We start from the raw sequence: 16,438 nt of genomic DNA, 5'->3' as shown, positions 1-16,438 counted from the left end.
CTATATGCTTTAATGAACCGTTCGTTAAGCATCTTGTCGATGAAATTGCTTGAAGTAATTGAATGTATGAGGGTTCTGTAATGATCCTTCATTTACTGCTTGTTCATACTCGACACCCATCAATAACTTCTTAACAGGCACTTCGACTTTTTTTCCATTTAATGTACGTGGAACTTCTTCAATCACATAAATCTCATTAGGGACATGTCGTGGACTAACGTTTTGACGGATGCTCGTTATGATTTCTGTTTTTAATTCTTCACTCAAAACAAAGCCATCTTCTAACACGACGAATAAAGGCATGTATGGTTCTCGAGTCGGGTGGCTTATATCAACGATCAAACTATCTTTGATCGCTTCAAGACTTTCGACTGCTCGATAAATCTCACTCGAGCCCATTCGCACGCCGCCACGATTAATTGTTGAATCACTTCTTCCATAGATTTGACAGCGACCATCGTCTTTAAATTTAATTAAATCACCGTGTCGCCAAACCCCTATATACTCATTGAAATAACTTTCATAGTATCGCTCGTTGTTCGGATCATTCCAAAAATAGAGAGGCATAGAAGGCGTTGGCTTTTTTATGACTAGCTCGCCAACCTTATCCACGAGCGAATTCCCTTCTTCATCCCACGCATCGGCATCCACACCAAGTACGCGTCCTTGAATCTCTCCAGCATAGACTGGTTGAGTCGGAATCCCACCTACAATTGCTGAACAGATATCAGTCCCACCACTTACGGAGTTTAGCCATACCTTATCATGAACTGCTTCATACACCCATTGTGATCCTTCTGGAGGTAACGTTGCACCCGTAGATGAGAATGCTTTAAGCGTTGAAAGATCTGCGATTTCTTTAGGCTGCATTCCATTTGCTCGGCAAGCCATAATGAATGGTGCACTCGTGCCGTAGGAAGTAATCCCTGCTTCTTCAATAAGCTTAAAGGTCACATTCGCATCTGGGTATGCTGGACTACCGTCATAGAGTACGACCGTTCCGTTCATCATTAACCCACTTACGACCATGTTCCACATCATCCAACCGGTCGACGTATACCAGAACATGACGTCTTCCGATTTTAAGTCTTTGTGTAACACCATTGATTTCATATGTTCCAAGATAATGCCGCCATGACCTTGGACAATGGCTTTCGGTGGGCCTGTTGTGCCCGACGAATATAAAATCCATAACGGATCGTCAAACCCTACGGACTCATATGGAATTGGAGACCCGTCTCGATAATCAGACAAGAAAGTAGACCATAAATTAAATTCAGCTGGAAGCGCATCTTGAAACACAGGAACGACGATGACATGTTCTAATGACGGAATTGACGTTTTAATTTCTTTTACGACGTCCAATCGGTCATACTTCTTTCCATTATATTGGTAACCATCAACAGCAAAAATCACTTTCGGCTCAATCTGTATGAAACGATCAACGACCGTTCGTGCTCCAAAGTCTGGTGAACAACTCGACCAAATTGCTCCAATACTTGCTGTTGCAAGCATTGCAACCATCGCTTCAGGAATATTAGGCATATAACTTACGACTCGGTCACCACGCTCAACCCCGAGTGCCTTCAAACCATTTGCAACGGCTGATACGCGTGCGTACAACTCTCCCCAAACGATTTCTTCTTTGTGCCTTTTTTCTCCGTACGCTTTAACGGCAACATGATCAGGATTCATGTTCCGAAAAATGTATTCGGTATAGTTTACGGTTGCTCCTTGAAACCACGTCGTATGCATAAATCCTTTTGACGAATCCATAACGTGTTGATACGTCGCTTCAGGATTCACTTCAAAGTAATGCCATAAGCTTTCCCAAAACGCTTCATGATCAGTAACTGACCAGTTATGAAGTTCATGGTAATTTGCAAAAGAAAGACCATATTGCTTCGTTAGCCAATTCATGTAATCGCTTAAATTTGTTTGTTCAATCGCTTCTTTATTCGGGGTATGTAACAACGTCCCTTCTTGCACACTCATCCATTTCTCCTCCTCTTCGTCTACTCCTCCTTTATGTAATTAGTGATTTCTGCCAATTTCTCCTGCTATCTAGCAATCCTTTCTAATTATCATTACAATAAGAGGATAAGTTTTACGTTTTTTTTCCAATCGGAACATATAAAGGAGTAGTTGATCATTCGGAAATTTATCTCATTTGTACTATCTGGCGTTTTACTCGTTTCATTGTTTAAACCTTCGCCCGTCCATGCACAATCTGAAGCTCACGTAGACGCTCATGTTACAGGAACAGGTGGCGCCGTTGCTTCTGAAGATTTTCATGCATCGAAAGCCGGCATGACCATACTAGATCAAGGTGGAAATGCAATCGATGCTGCTATTGCCGTTGCAGCTGCTCAAGGCGTGACACGGCCCTACTCTGGCGGTATCGGTGGCGGTGGCATGATGCTCATCTACCTCGCTGAAGAAGACCGACACATTACGATCGATGCACGATCGGTCACACCGGCTTCATTTAACGATGAATCCTACATTGATCCTACGACCGGTTCAATCTACCCTGCAGCAATGAGAACTTCAAGCGGCACGAGTGTATCAGTCCCAGGTACGATCAAAAATTGGGAAGTTGCCCTCGAACACTATGGAACGATGAGTTTTGAAGACGTGTTACAACCAGCCATTCAAGTTGCAGAAAACGGCTTTATTGCTGATCACAACTTTGTACGAGAAACCAATCAACATCAAGATCGTTTTAACTTGTTTTCGTCGACGGTTGCGATCTATGATCAACCTCGAGTCGGTGAACGCATTAAAAACCCTGATCTTGCTCATACATATCGCTTGATTGCAAATGAGGGTGCCGATGTTTTTATGAAGGAGAAGTTGCTGAAGCAATGGTTCAAACCATTAATGAACCACCGCTCGTTGCAAATCCTGATTTTCGCGCAGTAAGTAGCAATTGGAACGCTGAACAAGGCATTCTTAAAGGCGATGTATCAGTAAACGATTTCAAAGGCTATGAGGTCATCACAAGAGAAGCGACACATTCTACCTATCGTGGCTATGACATCTATGGAATGCCACCGTCTTCAAGTGGCGGGATTACTGTTGGCTTACTTTTTAACATACTTGAAGGATACGACGTTCCGAACATGGGGCCTGTTGATGCATTGCATCATTACTTAGAAGCTTCTCGTGCCGCTTTTGCGGATCGACGAGCTTTCATTGGAGATCCTGCGTTTACAGATATTCCCGAAAACGAGCTTCTATCAATGTCGTATGCCGATCATCGTCGTTCCCTTATTGATTCAAGCGCTGCACGAATCGGCCAAATTGCTCCTGGAAACCCACAGACTGAAGCAATGCCACAGTTTCCTTATGATTTCCAAGGTGTTAAAAACGGTCAAACGTGGCCGAGTGAGCATTTTCACCGAATTGATACTGGACCATCAAGCCACCCATTTGATGCCACGTTCACAGTGAACAATGAACAAGGTCAAATGACACTTTCACCTCGTCAAGACGGCAGAGGCAGTTCTTACGGTCGAGCAGCAGTGACGATGGAAGCCCTCCAAGATCATGAATTAACGATGCGTGTTTATGGAGAACCATCTTCTGGTGACCGTAGGCTTCGAATTTGGCTAAATGCGGACGTATGGCAATCTGGTAGTACGTTGCCACTAAATGGGTACGGCTTAGAGCTTAACTTCGGCACGAACCAACTTGCTCTACAATCTGTTGTCGATGGTCAGCTTCGAACGGTTGAACGAATCCCATTCACTTTTCAAGATGAATGGCATGACGTGACATTTAGAATTGAAAATGAACAGTTAAAAGTCGCCGTTTCTGCTGATAACGAAGGTCGTTCCGATCAGTGGCTAGCCGTTCATTCATTAGATTCTTCAAACCAGACGTCGTTAGACAGAGGCAACGTTTTGTTGAGCATGATCAACTTCGATCATCATCATGCCCAAACATTGTATGTTGATCATATTGATGTAACACCGATTAACGAAGCACGTCAGATGAGCATTCAAGAAGACGTGCAACAAAAGGCCATCTCACCTGCAGAAAAAGCAATCATTGAAGAACCAGAGGAATTTGAGCACTTAGAAGATGATGCTGATGAATCAACCATTCACTTATCGGTCAGTGATGATGAAGGAAATATCGTCAGTTACACATCTACAATTGTCTCAATCGGTGGCAACGGCATGGTCGTTCCTGGCTATGGCTTCCTATTAAATAACGCGGTTTATAGCCGGATTCCAACTGAATCTCCTGATCATCCGAATTACCCGAGACCTGGTATGCGCTCATTAAGTAGCATGTCACCTACCATCGTAATGGAAGACGACCGTCCGGTACTTACGATTGGTGCACCGGGAAGTGACACGATCATTACGACTGTCTCACAAATTATGATGCACATGCTCGATTTTAATCGTTCATTTCCAGAAGCCATTACTGAGCCACGCTTCTCGCAACGGAACAATTTTGATTCTACAACAGAATACGAAGGACGCTATGTGAATAACGAATCCCATGCTCAGATCGCAGAACTCGAGACACGCGGTCATCGTTTCTTAGCGAATCAAGCCGTTCAAGGAATTGGCGCGGTTACTGGCATTGAATTTCATGAAAACGGTCAAGTGACACCCACGACAGAACCGAACGCCGCGGCGGAGGAAGTGCAATGGTTCAACACGCTGCGTTGTCATTTAGCGACGTTCATGAGAACACGTTCGGGTACGATTCAATTATGAGAATGGCTGGACTACATGTGATTACTGGTTATACAGATGGTACGTTTCGACCTAGTCAACCCATCAACCGTGGTCAAAGCGCTCGGATTTTAACGAATGCACTTGAATTACCGGTACCTGAGAACGTAGACAGCACACCGTTTGTAGACACGCCACCGGGTCACACGTATGCCGATGTTGCTGCTGCCGTTTATGAAGCAGGCATTATGATTGGCTCGAATAACAACCAATATTTCAAAGGCGGCGATTATTTGACTCGCCAGCAAATGGCCTCCATTCTCGTCCGAGGATTAGAGCTTGAGAATACTGGTGAAGCCGTCACGATCGTTGATCTCGACCAGACGTATGATGCGCATAGAGAAAACGTGGAGATTCTTACTCAGCACGGCATTACGATTACTGAAGACAATCGTTTTCGTCCGAATGAGAATGTCTCACGTGCACAGCTAGTCGTCTTTTTAGATCGCGCACTCGACTAACTCAATCTAAAAAACGCCTCGTACGAGTGAAGTACGGGGCGTTTTACGTAAAAATCCGGTTCAATTCTTCAATTGATGAAACGATATAATTCGGCTGACATTCCTGGCTAATCGTTTGAGTTCCTGTTTCTTTTTCATACTTCTCTTTAATCAATGGTTGCGCAAGCTGGATCCGTTCACTCATGATTGCTCGTTTTATCCATTCCGGGAACGTATGGCGGATCCAAATGGATGGGATTTCTTCTTGGTTAGCCATCACTACATCATGATCAATGCGATCCCCTACATGACCGACAACCGTGCCAAGAGCATACACCGCCTGCAAAATCTGTGGATCTGGCTTTGCGCACCCTGCTTCTTCTGGCGTCACAATCTGATCAAACAGTGGCGCAAGACCTAGTCGTTCCATAACTGGAAATTGATATTTATAAAAACCATTCGTTAACGCCACGAGACGGTAACCTTTCTTCCTAAGCGTCATTAAGGCCGAAATGCTTCCTGCCTCAAGAAGGTACGAGTCAGGCGGAGCAGCGTGCTTTTTTTACAAGTTGCTCCACAGAGAGCGTGTGCACACAATTCGATTTAATCAAAAACTCCGTTACGATCAGGTCCCAATCATAGGCTTTGGATGTTTCACCTTGTTTCATATAGTCGTTGTGCATCGCAACAATTTCGGAAATAATCGGTCGCTGATCGTTTAAAACGTCCTGCAAATCTTTCTCAATCGCTGGAAACACAAACTTCACGAATGGATTTTGCATAAGCGTACCGTCTAAATCAAACGTAATGATGTTCGTCATCGTCTCACACCTTTTGTTGGAACTTACAATTACTATACTAGTGTACGTCTATTTCATGTAGTCTGTTAATTTTTATACGTTGTGCTTGATTCGTATTACAGTATATGAAGGTTTTATTTTATGATAAAATGTAAGAAAATTACAACAAAAAGGTGGTCACTATGCATTATAAACCAGCAACCGATTATGAAGAAGCAGGATTTACAGGCATACGAACCTTTATGCATTTGCCCCATGTGAAAACCCGCGAACACATTGATTATGCGATTATGGGACATGCCTTTGATACTGGTGTAACAAGCGCACCTGGTGCAAGATTCGGTCCAGAAGCGATTCGAAGTCGTTCGATGAGAATTAGCTCTTATGACGCTGCATTTGACATTGAACTCTTTGAAGACTTGTCCGGCGTAGATTATGGCGACTTATCGATCACTCCAGGATTTATTGAAGAAAACTACGAGCGTGTTGAAGAACAACTCGTTCCATTTTTCTCTAACAACATCGTACCGATCATTTTTGGTGGTGACCACTCTGTGTCACTGCCTCACCTTCGCGCAGCGGCAAAGGCATACGGACCTGTAAGCTTATTACATTTTGACGCTCACAGTGATACGTGGGATAGCTCCTTTCAAGGAAAGAAATATACACATGCAACGATGTTCCGTCGTGCCGTTGAAGAAGGAATTGTGAATACCGAAACGTCCATTCAAATTGGAATGCGCCAATATTCAAAGCAACATTTAATTGAAAATCGTGAACTTGGATATGAAGTGATCACAGCTTTAGACTTCCGTGAAATGGGCATTAAAGAAGTTATTAAACGTGCCAATCAACGAATTAGTAACACGCCAACTTTTTTTAACATTTGATATTGATTTTCTCGATCCTACATACGCACCAGGCACAGGGACACCTGAAGTTGGTGGGTTTACGAACACTGAAGCGTTTGAACTGCTTCGTGGTGTTGCGGGTGGGAACTTCATTGGTTTTGACCTCGTTGAAGTCCTACCTGATCGCGATCCAGCAGGAACCACTGCACTTAATGCGGCACACATTGCTGCTAAATTCCTTGCGTTGCTTGCCTATAATAAAAAGCATAAATCTTAATCAAAGTTGAACTTAACTTAGACTGGTGGAAAACCAGTCTTTTTTTTGTGATGAGAATGCAAAATCAAAATCCCAGTAATTATATAGGATTAATCTATTTACAAGCCTATCTCCGTCCTATACAATTAAACTCATTGAATTGTAGAGACTGAGGTGAAGGGCTTGTCGTTATCTACTCGAATTTTTATTGCACTGTTTGCTGGAATTGTGTTTGGTGGGTTGTTGAATTTGCTCGCACCAGGCTGGATTGCACCGCTTGATGAGTATGTACTCTCGCCAGTTGGGGAGATCTTTTTACGAGCGATTCAACTCATTGTTGTGCCGCTCGTGTTTGTCGCGCTCGTCATCGGTGTTACGCAGTTAAAAGGATCGGGACACATTGCAAGATACACAACAAAGCTGATGAGTTTTTATGTCGTTACGTCTGCATTTGCCATTGTGATCGGAATTCTCGTCGCGATTACGATCCGTCCTGGTGATAGTGCAGAACCTATCAGTTCAGGTGATGCTGATGCGAATGAAGGGCAACCGCTTATGGACTGGCTCGTGAGCATTGTTCCGAGTAATCCATTCGAGTCTCTCGCGTCCGGAAATCTATTACAAGTAATCATTATCGCAGCGCTCGTCGGTACAGCGATTAATTTATTGCAAGATGAACAAACGAAACCGTTTATGAATTTCATCGAGAGTACGTATGAAATTGTCCAGAAGATTCTTGGGCTCGTCTTAATCATCGCTCCAATTGGTGTATTCAGCTTAATTGCTTCGATGGTTGCGACGCAAGGGTTTGGAATCCTTGCTAACTTAGCGGTGTACATTCTCGGGTTAATCGCAGCAATCTTTATCATGATTGCATTGTATGCTCTCCTTTTATCTGTAACACGTGCAAATCCGAAAGCATTTTTTAAAGGCTTTATGCCTGCCTTTACATTAGCATTTGGTACCGCAAGCTCGAATGCAGCATTACCGGTTGCAATGGACGGTGCTAAAAAAGCAGGCTTGGATGAGCAGATTTCTAGATTTGCGATTCCATTTGGAACGGCACTTAAGCGTGATGGAGCAGGGATTCTTCAAGGATTCAACGCCATTTTTGTTGCCCAATTGTTCGGTGTCGACTTAACCTTCACGCTCGTTCTAACGATTTTCGTGAGTGCTTTGCTCGTATCGTTTAGTACTGCTGGTGTTCCAGGGGCAGGAATTATTATGATGACCACCGTCTTAACTGCAGCTGGTCTTCCGTTAGAAGGAATTGCGATCGTTGCAGGGATTGACCGTATTACTGAAGGGTTTAGAACGATGCTTAACGTGCTAGGAAATGCAGCAAACGCGACACTTCTGCAACGCTCTGAAGATCATAGACTCGCAAAAAAAGGATGATACGTTCATCCTTTTTTAGTTTGACTGAAATTTCTGCCGCATCGTTCGACATTTCGTTGTACGATAAGAAGGTAGACACCACGAGCTAGATTAGTTGGAGGCGGAACAGATGCTTGCGATACTTCTCTTCACGTTAATTGGTATTTTCATTGGAATCATGTCTAGTCTCTTTGGCTTTGGCGGAGGCTTTATCGTTGTTCCGATTCTTTATGCGTTCTTACCAGAATCCATTCCCCATGCGTACCTCATGCACACAGCGATCGGTACGTCACTCGCCGTGATGATTGTGAATTCGTTTAACTCCACGCTAAATCACGCCAAACAAGGCAATGTGCATTGGCCGGTATTTCATTATTTGGCAATCTTTATTGCAATCGGTTCACTATTCGGAGCAGTCGCTGCTAGTTTCATTGAAAGTGAGTGGCTTCGCTATGCCTTTATCGGTTTCTTGCTTTATGTAATCGTCTCGAACATCATCAAAAAAACGTTCACCACAGCGATTACCGACAGTCACTTCCGCTTCCCAAAACGCCAATATGCGGGGGCAAATGGCGTCTGTATCGGTTGGATCTCTTCAATGCTCGGCATTGGAGGTAGTGTGATGACCATTCCCTATTTACGAAAACGAGGTCTTAACATGCTCCATGCGGTTGCGTTAGCAACACCACTTGGCTTGCCGATTGCCATTGTTGGAACGACTACTTATATGATTCTCGGTGCAAACGTATCAGGTATGCCAGCATCCACACTTGGATTCATTTACATACCCGCATTGATTGGTTTTACAATTGGTGGGTTTGCAGGCGTCCCGATTGGTAGGCGTATTGCTCAAGTGTTACCGGACAAGATCTTTTCAAAAGCCTATTTGGTTCTCTTAGCAATTGTAGTCGTCTTTATGATTGTTGGTTAATTCATACTCGAGGACTAGAACCAACCGATATGACCTTTCAACTTGCCAAGGTCTTTTGTTGAGAACAGTGTTTAGTCTTGCATCAACTTCAACCTACCCATCGTATAAAACATATAAAAAACACCCGAAACTGGAACGTTTCGGGTGCGCCTGCCTTATACGGATGTTTCCTCTTCAATCAATACTCGACGTAGGATTTTCCCTACTTTTGATTTTGGCAATTCTTCTCTAAATTCGATTTGAGAAGGAATTTTGAATTTCGCTAGTCGCTCTTTACTGTACGCAATAAAGTCTTCTTCGGTATCTTTGGAAGCGTCTTTCTTCACGATAAATGCTTTAACCGTTTCGCCTCGGTACGCATCTGGAATACCACAGACGACAACTTCCGTAACGTTTGGATGCTCATAGAGCACTTCTTCAATCTCTCTTGGGTAAATGTTGTAGCCGCTCGCAATGATGACATCTTTCTTACGACTAACGATAAAGCAATACCCATCTTCATCCATGTACGCAACATCACCAGTGTACAGCCAACCATCACGGAGAGCTTCTTCGGTTTCATCATCTCGTTTATAATACCCTTCCATTACTTGAGCACCTTTAACGATCAGTTCACCCGGTTCATTCGGCTTGCACTCCGTTAACCCTTCTTCTAAATCTACAATTTTACAATCGGTACCATAGATCGGAATGCCGATACTACCAGGCTTCGATTCACCTGTGATCGGGTTACAGTGGGTAACTGGAGATGCTTCAGTTAACCCATAAGCATCCAGTAGATTCGCTCCTGTTAACTCGCAAAAGCGATCGCGAACTGCCGTTGGAAGTGGCGCTGACCCACTAAGACACGTATGAATAGCAGAAAGGTCATATTGTTCGATATTTTTAGCAAAATTAACCGCTACATAGATTGTTGGCGTTCCAGGTAGCATCGTAATCTTTTCATTGTGTAACAATTCCAAAATACTATTCGGTTCAAACCGCTCAACGAGGTACAACGTCGACTGTAAGTAGATGCAATAGTTCATTGACACAGTCATGCCGTAAACGTGGAACAACGGCAATACATTTAATAGCTTTTCCTTTTGCTTCTCTGTTTGCAAACCAACGAACTCATCAGTCTGAATGACGTTTGCTGCTAAGTTATAGTGTGTAAGCTTTGCACCTTTTGATACACCTGTCGTTCCACCCGTGTATTGCAACACCGCTAAGTCTTCTTTCGGCTTAATGGCTACTGGCTCAAAGTCTTCACTACCTAAATTAATTAGTTTCTTTAACGTATCGTACTTCGGATGGTCATCTGCTCTTGCAACGATAATCTTCGAAACAATGTCTGAGATGCCTTCTAATCCGTCAAGTAGCGACTTCTCAATGATTAATAGTTCAGAACCTGAATCGGTAAGTTGATAGCCGAGCTCACGCTCTTTATACATTGGATTGTTTTGAACGACAACACCACCCGCATAAAGAATCGCAAAGTAAGAGAACACGTAGTCCGGTGAGTTGTTCATCATTAACGCAACCCGAGTGCCCTTTTTGACACCTTGGTCTTGTAGTGAACTCGCTACTCGACGAACAATTTGTCCAAACTCTTTGTATGTGTATGATTCATTTTCAAATACGATTGCACGATGATCTGGTGAGGCTTTAATTGTATCTTCAAGAAAATCAACGACCGTTGTTTCTTGAATCTCAACGTCTACGTTACGCTCTACTCCTTCTGGGTACGACGAAAACCATCTTCTTTCCATTCCAATCACCCTTCCAAATGGATTATAGTGCTTCTACAATGATCGTGACACCTTGTCCGCCACCGACACAAAGGCTCGCTAAACCGTGTTGCTTTTGTTGTTTTTGTAGTTCATGTAATAGTGTGACAACAATTCTAGCTCCTGAACATCCGACAGGGTGCCCTAGTGCAATCGCGCCCCCATTTACGTTGATCTTACTCTCATCAACGTTCAACTCTCGATTAACAGCGATCACTTGTGAAGCAAACGCCTCATTAAATTCAAACAGATCAATATCGTCTAATGACATGCCTGCTCGCTCTAGCGCCTTCTTAGTCGCAGGAACAGGACCAATGCCCATAATTGAAGGATCAACTGCAGCACTTGCATAGCTTTTAATTTTGGCTACAGGTTTTAAGTTGTATTGATCAACCGCAGCTTTAGATGCAAGGAACGTAAACGCTGCCCCGTCATTTAAGCCTGAGGCATTCCCTGCTGTTACGGTACCATCTTTTTCAAAGACTGACGATAGTTTCCCAAGCTTCTCAACACTTGTTTGACGAGGACCTTCATCAGTATCAAATGTGATCGTTTCACGGCGTGACTTGACCGATAATGGTACGATTTCCTCTTTGAAGCGTTCATTTTCAATTGCTTTTAAGGCTTTGACCTGACTTTGATATGCAAACTCATCTTGTTCTTCACGTGAAATGTTGTATTGACGTACTAAATTCTCTGCCGTCACACCCATATGATAGTTCTGAATGGCACAGTGCAACCCGTCATGAGTAAGACTATCAACGAGCTTTGTATCCCCCACCTTCTGTCCTTCACGACTTCCCATCAAAAGGCGAGGAACATTTGTCATGCTTTCAGCACCACCAGCAAGAATTAGGTTGCTCTCACCTGCTCCGATTTGCATCGCTCCGAGTGTGATTGCTCGTAAACCTGACGCACATTGTTTGTCGATCGTCATTGCAGGTGTCTCTTCAGAAAGACCCGCATGGATTCCGATTTGCCGTGCTGGATTGCCTTTCACCCCTGCTTTAAATACATTCCCAACGATCACTTCGTCGATGACGTCTTTTGGAAGCTTCGTTTTCTCCATCATTTCAGAGACGAGTGGAACGGCAAGATCAACGGTTGAGAGTCCTTTTAAGCTACCGATGAATGTCCCAATTGCTGTTCGTTTTGCCTCAACCAAATAAACCTCATTCATAATACCGCTCCTCTTACAAATTGATTTACTAGAATAACAAAGTGATAAAACGCTTACATTTCAATGTTTAATGAATCTTCATTCATTTATACTATCACAAATTTTCCAATTTGTTAGCTACTTTCCATGAAAAAAAAGGAAGAACGCTACATCCATCCTAGCCATTATTCAGAATTAGTAAAATAAATACTTGATTTGGATACTATTCAAAAGTAAACTATTAACATCCATTGACGATGATTAATTACCTAGATTAATTTCAGACTTTTATAACACTATGAAACAGCAATTCTGATATTAATTACAAATCTCTTTCGGTCGAATGGTTTAAGAATACTTATTATTCATAGAAATTAAATCAACGTCTCAAATTTATCGGGTACATTCAAGTCAATGGAACGAGGGGAACTAAAGATTAAAGCACTTAAGGGGGACAGAGGATGGTTGAGATCACACAATTATTAAAAGATTGGCGGCTACATGTTATCGTGCTTGGAATTGTTCTCATTACTGAAGCAATCGGTATTATTGAACTTACGATTGGACCGGGAATGATCGTACTTCTACCGATGCTCTTTGCCATTGTATTTGGACTTATTCTTTATTTCACACCCATTATTAAAGAGAAACAATCAAAAAATGCCGAACCAATTATTACGATTGCTGTTACGTTATTAATTGCAAAAATCGGTGTTACGATCGGTCCCGATCTAGGGAATGTCATTGCAGCAGGACCCGCGCTATTACTTCAAGAAATCGGAAACTTCGGAACGATTTTTCTCGCACTCCCAGTTGCCGTCTTACTGCTTGGTATGAAGCGTGAAAGTATTGGTATGACCCATAGTATTGGGCGGGAATCCAATCTTGGAATTATTTATGATAAATTTGGATTTGAATCTGCGAGGGTCGTGGAGTCACAGCCATTTATGTATTCGGTACAGTGTTTGGAGCAATGTTCTATGGACTTATTTCTGGTTTCCTTGCCACATTCACGCCCCTTCACCCACTCTCGTTAGCAATGGCCGCAGGTCGGTAGTGGGAGTATGATGGCTGCTGCCTCTGGTTCTTTAATTGCGGCTTATCCTGAATTAGAAACGCAAATTATTGCATTTGCTGGTGCAAGTAATCTATTAACGTATGCGACTGGATTGTTTGTTAGTATATTCATCGCATTACCGATTACAGAAAAGCTTTATAAACTGTTCTGGAAGTGGCGAGGTGAGGAAAACCAATGAAAAATATTCAAGAATATTTCCTATTGATGCTCATCGTAGGTACGGTAGCACTAATCGGTAACTGGATTGGATACGATATCTTCTCCATTCAAGCCGTTCTTGGAATGCTCGTCTTGATCCTGATCGCGTCGCTTGGTCAGTTATTGAGTCAATTGATCCCAGTGAAAATTCCGAGTGTCGTCTATGTGATCGTTATCGGGATTATCCTCTCCTTACCTAATCTTCCGTGGGGACCTTATGTTGTTGAGTGGACGAGCAACATCCAGTTACTTGCGATTGCCACCCCGATCCTAGCTTATGCAGGGATTGCCATCGGTCGTTCATGGACTGATTTTGTGAAAATGGGCTGGAAAGCCATGGTCGTTTGTCTTCTTGTTCTATTTGGAACATTAATTGGTTCTGCAATCATTGCTGAAGTCGTTCTTCGTTTTCAAGGGATTATCTAATATAAAAACCCATCACTTACGTTGCACCAAAACTCTATTTCATTGGTGCGACTCATTATGTGATGGGCTTTCTTATGCAAATCCGTTTAGTAGTCCTCGTCTTGTATGCAATACTCGTGGCTCGCTACGTAATATATGTTGACAATGCATCAATAAATCAGAATTATCTTTCAATAAAACGGCTTTGTTTGTTCCGCAATGGCGCTCAACAATCGCATAGGCTTCTTTCATTCGATAACGGTCTTGCCCTACCCCGTGCGTGTCACTCGCAATAAAATGAGCGAGGTCATGTTTAATTAAATCGATTGCAAAACGCTTCACTCTTCTTCCAGAATATCCAAGCAGACTTGGGGCAGTAATTTGTGTCACAATGCCTTGTTGAACAAGCGTATAGAGCCAAGATGGATCTTTGCGTATGAGCGGATGACGTTCAGGGTGCGCAAGTACTGGCACAACTCCGTGACGTTGCAATTCACTTAATTCTTTCATCGCAAAGGAGGGAATGGTGTTTTGTGGCAAACTAACGAGTAAGTACTGTCCAGCATCCGCTAATGTACAAAGTGCCCCCGTATTTAATCCATTCATCATGTCTTCATGAATCAAGACTTCCTGACCAGGAAAAATAAGAATTGGAATCCGCTCTTTCTTTGCTCGTAACCGCAATCGAAGGGTTGCATCGAGAATTTTCTCTCGAGGGTTATGATAATTCTTGTACCCATGATGGGGAGTGACAATCACGTGCGTAACCCCATTTTGAGCCGCACGTGCAAGCGAAGTTATGCTACGTTGAATATATCGTGTTCCATCATCAATATGTGGAAGGATATGGCTATGTATATCGATCAAAAGACTCACTCCCGTTCGCTCTTTTGATCATATTGTAACATATAACTAGTTCTATTAAACTATTTATTTGGTTTATTGTTGCATTATTTTAGGATATATTTTGACAAATTCCCGATAACGTACGTTATATAAATGAGCAAATGTTTGATTTGGTTCATACCGTTTTTGTCCGAGACGGGCAATAACCGCTTTACTCCATTCATCGTACGAATTGGTCCAGTTCAAATAACGCCCACCGAGTGACGCAGCACCAACGACCGGTAACCACTCTGCATTATCTGGAACGCAAATCGTTATGCCTGTACTATCAGCAAGCATTTGACACCAAGCATGACTTTTCGTACCTCCGCCAATCACTATAATCTCTGTTGGTTTCTCTTCACCTGAATTGGTCATGAGCTGTCGTATACTCAACGATAACCCTTCTAATACGCTAAAACAAAGCGCAGCTTTTGACGTGGTTGCCTTCAGATTAGACCAAGAGCCTGTTGCATTTGCATCGTGAACTGGAAATCGCTCGCCATGGACATAGGGTAAAAAATAGGGATGATCAAGTGATGGCTCAAGCGAATGCACGCTGCTCTCAAAAACTCCATAATCACCATCGCACAAAAGCTCAACTGCAAAACGATGGACGTTACCTGCATTCAGCATCGGTGCAATCGAGAGAAAATGAACATCATCAAGATGTGGAAGCTTGAATGCGCCCTCATACAACTCATTTTTGCGATCTGTTGAAAATGCCGTCCACCCAGTAGAGCCGATATAAAGATAACTCGTTCCCCGAATTAACACCCCTGCCCCGAGTGACGATGCGGCTGCGTCACCAGTCCCACACAATACCGCTGTTTTCTCATTAAACCCTGCACGATTATGCTTTTGAACAACACCAACAACTTTCCCTGCTGAATGTAATTCTGGTAACATCATCGGATCTAGACCTACATCTACTAGCCAACTCTTCTCCCATTGCTGCTGTTCAAAGTTCATCATCCTGTCGTGGCACCTGTAACAACATCCGCCACAAACTGGCCTGTTAATTGCAAAATGATATAGTCTTTCGCATTCACTAAACAAGCATGCATCTGTTCATATATGCTCGATTGATTTCTTTGTAACCATAACAATTTCGGAAAAACCATCGATCCATCACAATAATTCTCGGTCACTTCCACTACGTTGGGAATGGCTTTGTGAATGATTTCTGCTTCTTCTTGTGCACGTGAGTCAGAGTAAAGAATAGCGTTACGGATTGCTTTTCCTTCTTTATTTACAGGTATGCAATCTTGCATCTGGCCAGTCAATGATATGGTATGTACGGTCGAAGGGCTAATTCCTTCTTTCCACCATTCATGGCTTAATTCTTGAACGATGGTCCACCAACTTTCTGGATCTTGTTCACGGTACTCTTCATATTGAATGGTAGGAATGGCCTGTTCTTTTCTGTGATGCATGTGACCGTGCTCGTCGACGAGTACAGCTTTTATCGTTGAAGTTCCAATGTCAAAAGCAGCTACATAAGTCATCAGTAAATGCCCCTTTATATTTGT

General features: G+C 42.9%; 16 protein-coding genes and 1 pseudogene. 9 read left to right on the top strand and 8 right to left on the bottom strand.

The window, feature by feature from the left end; genetic code table 11:
* Window positions 1-24: 24 nt before the first annotated feature.
* Complete coding sequence (locus JCM19055_RS04440; protein ID WP_042358712.1) at window positions 25-1,995, bottom strand: acetoacetate--CoA ligase; 1,971 nt, start codon at window positions 1,993-1,995, stop codon at window positions 25-27.
* A 150-nt stretch (window positions 1,996-2,145) separates the two neighbouring features.
* Here JCM19055_RS04440 and JCM19055_RS04435 point away from each other — a divergent pair, with 150 nt between their 5' ends.
* The 3 genes from JCM19055_RS04435 to JCM19055_RS04430 are packed head-to-tail and all read left to right on the top strand — an operon-like array spanning window position 2,146 to window position 5,218.
* On the top strand, window positions 2,146-2,925 hold the full coding sequence (locus tag JCM19055_RS04435) for a gamma-glutamyltransferase (protein WP_052365920.1): 780 nt from the start codon (window positions 2,146-2,148) through the stop codon (window positions 2,923-2,925).
* Complete coding sequence (locus JCM19055_RS22750) at window positions 2,868-4,739, top strand: gamma-glutamyltransferase (protein WP_052365919.1); 1,872 nt, start codon at window positions 2,868-2,870, stop codon at window positions 4,737-4,739. The genes JCM19055_RS04435 and JCM19055_RS22750 overlap by 58 nt, the downstream gene beginning before the upstream one ends.
* Complete coding sequence (locus JCM19055_RS04430; protein ID WP_042358710.1) at window positions 4,670-5,218, top strand: S-layer homology domain-containing protein; 549 nt, start codon at window positions 4,670-4,672, stop codon at window positions 5,216-5,218. Before JCM19055_RS22750 ends, JCM19055_RS04430 begins: the two co-directional genes overlap by 70 nt.
* 43 nt (window positions 5,219-5,261) lie before the next feature.
* Here JCM19055_RS04430 and JCM19055_RS22745 read toward each other — a convergent pair whose 3' ends face one another.
* Both JCM19055_RS22745 and JCM19055_RS22740 read right to left on the bottom strand, forming a co-directional pair.
* Window positions 5,262-5,711, bottom strand: a complete 450-nt coding sequence (locus JCM19055_RS22745) for an HAD family hydrolase (RefSeq protein ID WP_265181806.1) — start codon at window positions 5,709-5,711, stop codon at window positions 5,262-5,264.
* A gap of 25 nt (window positions 5,712-5,736) precedes the next feature.
* Window positions 5,737-6,018 (bottom strand): hypothetical protein, encoded by a 282-nt coding sequence (locus JCM19055_RS22740; RefSeq protein ID WP_052365917.1) that lies wholly within the window; start codon window positions 6,016-6,018, stop codon window positions 5,737-5,739.
* A 161-nt stretch (window positions 6,019-6,179) separates the two neighbouring features.
* Here JCM19055_RS22740 and JCM19055_RS04420 point away from each other — a divergent pair, with 161 nt between their 5' ends.
* From JCM19055_RS04420 to JCM19055_RS04410, 4 genes are all read left to right on the top strand, one after another.
* Window positions 6,180-6,887: an arginase family protein gene (locus tag JCM19055_RS04420; protein WP_370542987.1), complete on the top strand. Its 708-nt coding sequence runs from the start codon at window positions 6,180-6,182 to the stop codon at window positions 6,885-6,887.
* Window positions 6,841-7,125 (top strand): arginase family protein, encoded by a 285-nt coding sequence (locus JCM19055_RS31245; RefSeq protein WP_370542986.1) that lies wholly within the window; start codon window positions 6,841-6,843, stop codon window positions 7,123-7,125. Before JCM19055_RS04420 ends, JCM19055_RS31245 begins: the two co-directional genes overlap by 47 nt.
* A gap of 162 nt (window positions 7,126-7,287) precedes the next feature.
* Entirely contained in the window at window positions 7,288-8,502 is a 1,215-nt protein-coding gene (locus tag JCM19055_RS04415; RefSeq protein WP_042358709.1) for a dicarboxylate/amino acid:cation symporter, read from the top strand.
* Between the two features lie 109 nt (window positions 8,503-8,611).
* On the top strand, window positions 8,612-9,412 hold the full coding sequence (locus JCM19055_RS04410) for a sulfite exporter TauE/SafE family protein (RefSeq protein ID WP_042358707.1): 801 nt from the start codon (window positions 8,612-8,614) through the stop codon (window positions 9,410-9,412).
* A gap of 155 nt (window positions 9,413-9,567) precedes the next feature.
* Here JCM19055_RS04410 and JCM19055_RS04405 read toward each other — a convergent pair whose 3' ends face one another.
* Together JCM19055_RS04405 and JCM19055_RS04400 are read right to left on the bottom strand one after the other, a co-directional pair.
* Window positions 9,568-11,163 (bottom strand): long-chain fatty acid--CoA ligase, encoded by a 1,596-nt coding sequence (locus tag JCM19055_RS04405; RefSeq protein WP_042358705.1) that lies wholly within the window; start codon window positions 11,161-11,163, stop codon window positions 9,568-9,570.
* 22 nt (window positions 11,164-11,185) lie between these two features.
* Entirely contained in the window at window positions 11,186-12,361 is a 1,176-nt protein-coding gene (locus tag JCM19055_RS04400) for an acetyl-CoA C-acetyltransferase (RefSeq protein WP_042358704.1), read from the bottom strand.
* Between the two features lie 440 nt (window positions 12,362-12,801).
* Here JCM19055_RS04400 and JCM19055_RS04395 point away from each other — a divergent pair.
* Together JCM19055_RS04395 and JCM19055_RS04390 are read left to right on the top strand one after the other, a co-directional pair.
* Window positions 12,802-13,596 (top strand): annotated as a pseudogene (locus tag JCM19055_RS04395) (DUF3100 domain-containing protein).
* Complete coding sequence (locus tag JCM19055_RS04390; RefSeq protein ID WP_042358703.1) at window positions 13,593-14,042, top strand: hypothetical protein; 450 nt, start codon at window positions 13,593-13,595, stop codon at window positions 14,040-14,042. Before JCM19055_RS04395 ends, JCM19055_RS04390 begins: the two are co-directional and overlap by 4 nt.
* A gap of 72 nt (window positions 14,043-14,114) precedes the next feature.
* Here JCM19055_RS04390 and JCM19055_RS04385 read toward each other — a convergent pair whose 3' ends face one another.
* The 3 genes from JCM19055_RS04385 to JCM19055_RS04375 all read right to left on the bottom strand — a co-directional run bounded on the left by JCM19055_RS04385 (window position 14,115) and on the right by JCM19055_RS04375 (window position 16,414).
* Entirely contained in the window at window positions 14,115-14,888 is a 774-nt protein-coding gene (locus JCM19055_RS04385) for a tyrosine-protein phosphatase (protein ID WP_152549752.1), read from the bottom strand.
* A 72-nt stretch (window positions 14,889-14,960) separates the two neighbouring features.
* A complete protein-coding gene (locus JCM19055_RS04380) occupies window positions 14,961-15,881 on the bottom strand; it encodes an FGGY-family carbohydrate kinase (protein WP_042358701.1) in 921 nt (306 codons plus the stop codon).
* The gene (locus JCM19055_RS04375; protein WP_042358699.1) at window positions 15,878-16,414 is read right to left on the bottom strand and encodes an FGGY family carbohydrate kinase; all 537 of its coding nucleotides are present in this window, start codon (window positions 16,412-16,414) and stop codon (window positions 15,878-15,880) included. Before JCM19055_RS04375 ends, JCM19055_RS04380 begins: the two co-directional genes overlap by 4 nt.
* Window positions 16,415-16,438: the final 24 nt, after the last annotated feature.

Source organism: Geomicrobium sp. JCM 19055, from assembly GCF_000698185.1.
GTDB classification, from domain to species: Bacteria; Bacillota; Bacilli; order Bacillales; family Marinococcaceae; genus Geomicrobium_A; species Geomicrobium_A sediminis.
This window is presented reverse-complemented; position numbering and strand designations above follow the sequence as displayed.

Excerpts from the sequence above, each read along its gene's own strand:
- JCM19055_RS04400 (WP_042358704.1), bottom strand. The coding sequence starts at position 12,361 with ATGAATGAGGTTTATTTGGTTGAGGCAAAACGAACAGCAATTGGGACA.
- JCM19055_RS04410 (WP_042358707.1), top strand. The coding sequence starts at position 8,612 with ATGCTTGCGATACTTCTCTTCACGTTAATTGGTATTTTCATTGGAATC.
- JCM19055_RS04405 (WP_042358705.1), bottom strand. The coding sequence starts at position 11,163 with ATGGAAAGAAGATGGTTTTCGTCGTACCCAGAAGGAGTAGAGCGTAAC.
- JCM19055_RS04420 (WP_370542987.1), top strand. The coding sequence starts at position 6,180 with ATGCATTATAAACCAGCAACCGATTATGAAGAAGCAGGATTTACAGGC.
- JCM19055_RS22740 (WP_052365917.1), bottom strand. The coding sequence starts at position 6,018 with ATGACGAACATCATTACGTTTGATTTAGACGGTACGCTTATGCAAAAT.
- JCM19055_RS04440 (WP_042358712.1), bottom strand. The coding sequence starts at position 1,995 with ATGAGTGTGCAAGAAGGGACGTTGTTACATACCCCGAATAAAGAAGCG.
- JCM19055_RS04390 (WP_042358703.1), top strand. The coding sequence starts at position 13,593 with ATGAAAAATATTCAAGAATATTTCCTATTGATGCTCATCGTAGGTACG.
- JCM19055_RS04375 (WP_042358699.1), bottom strand. The coding sequence starts at position 16,414 with ATGACTTATGTAGCTGCTTTTGACATTGGAACTTCAACGATAAAAGCT.
- JCM19055_RS04380 (WP_042358701.1), bottom strand. The coding sequence starts at position 15,881 with ATGATGAACTTTGAACAGCAGCAATGGGAGAAGAGTTGGCTAGTAGAT.
- JCM19055_RS04430 (WP_042358710.1), top strand. The coding sequence starts at position 4,670 with ATGGTTCAACACGCTGCGTTGTCATTTAGCGACGTTCATGAGAACACG.
- JCM19055_RS22750 (WP_052365919.1), top strand. The coding sequence starts at position 2,868 with ATGGTTCAAACCATTAATGAACCACCGCTCGTTGCAAATCCTGATTTT.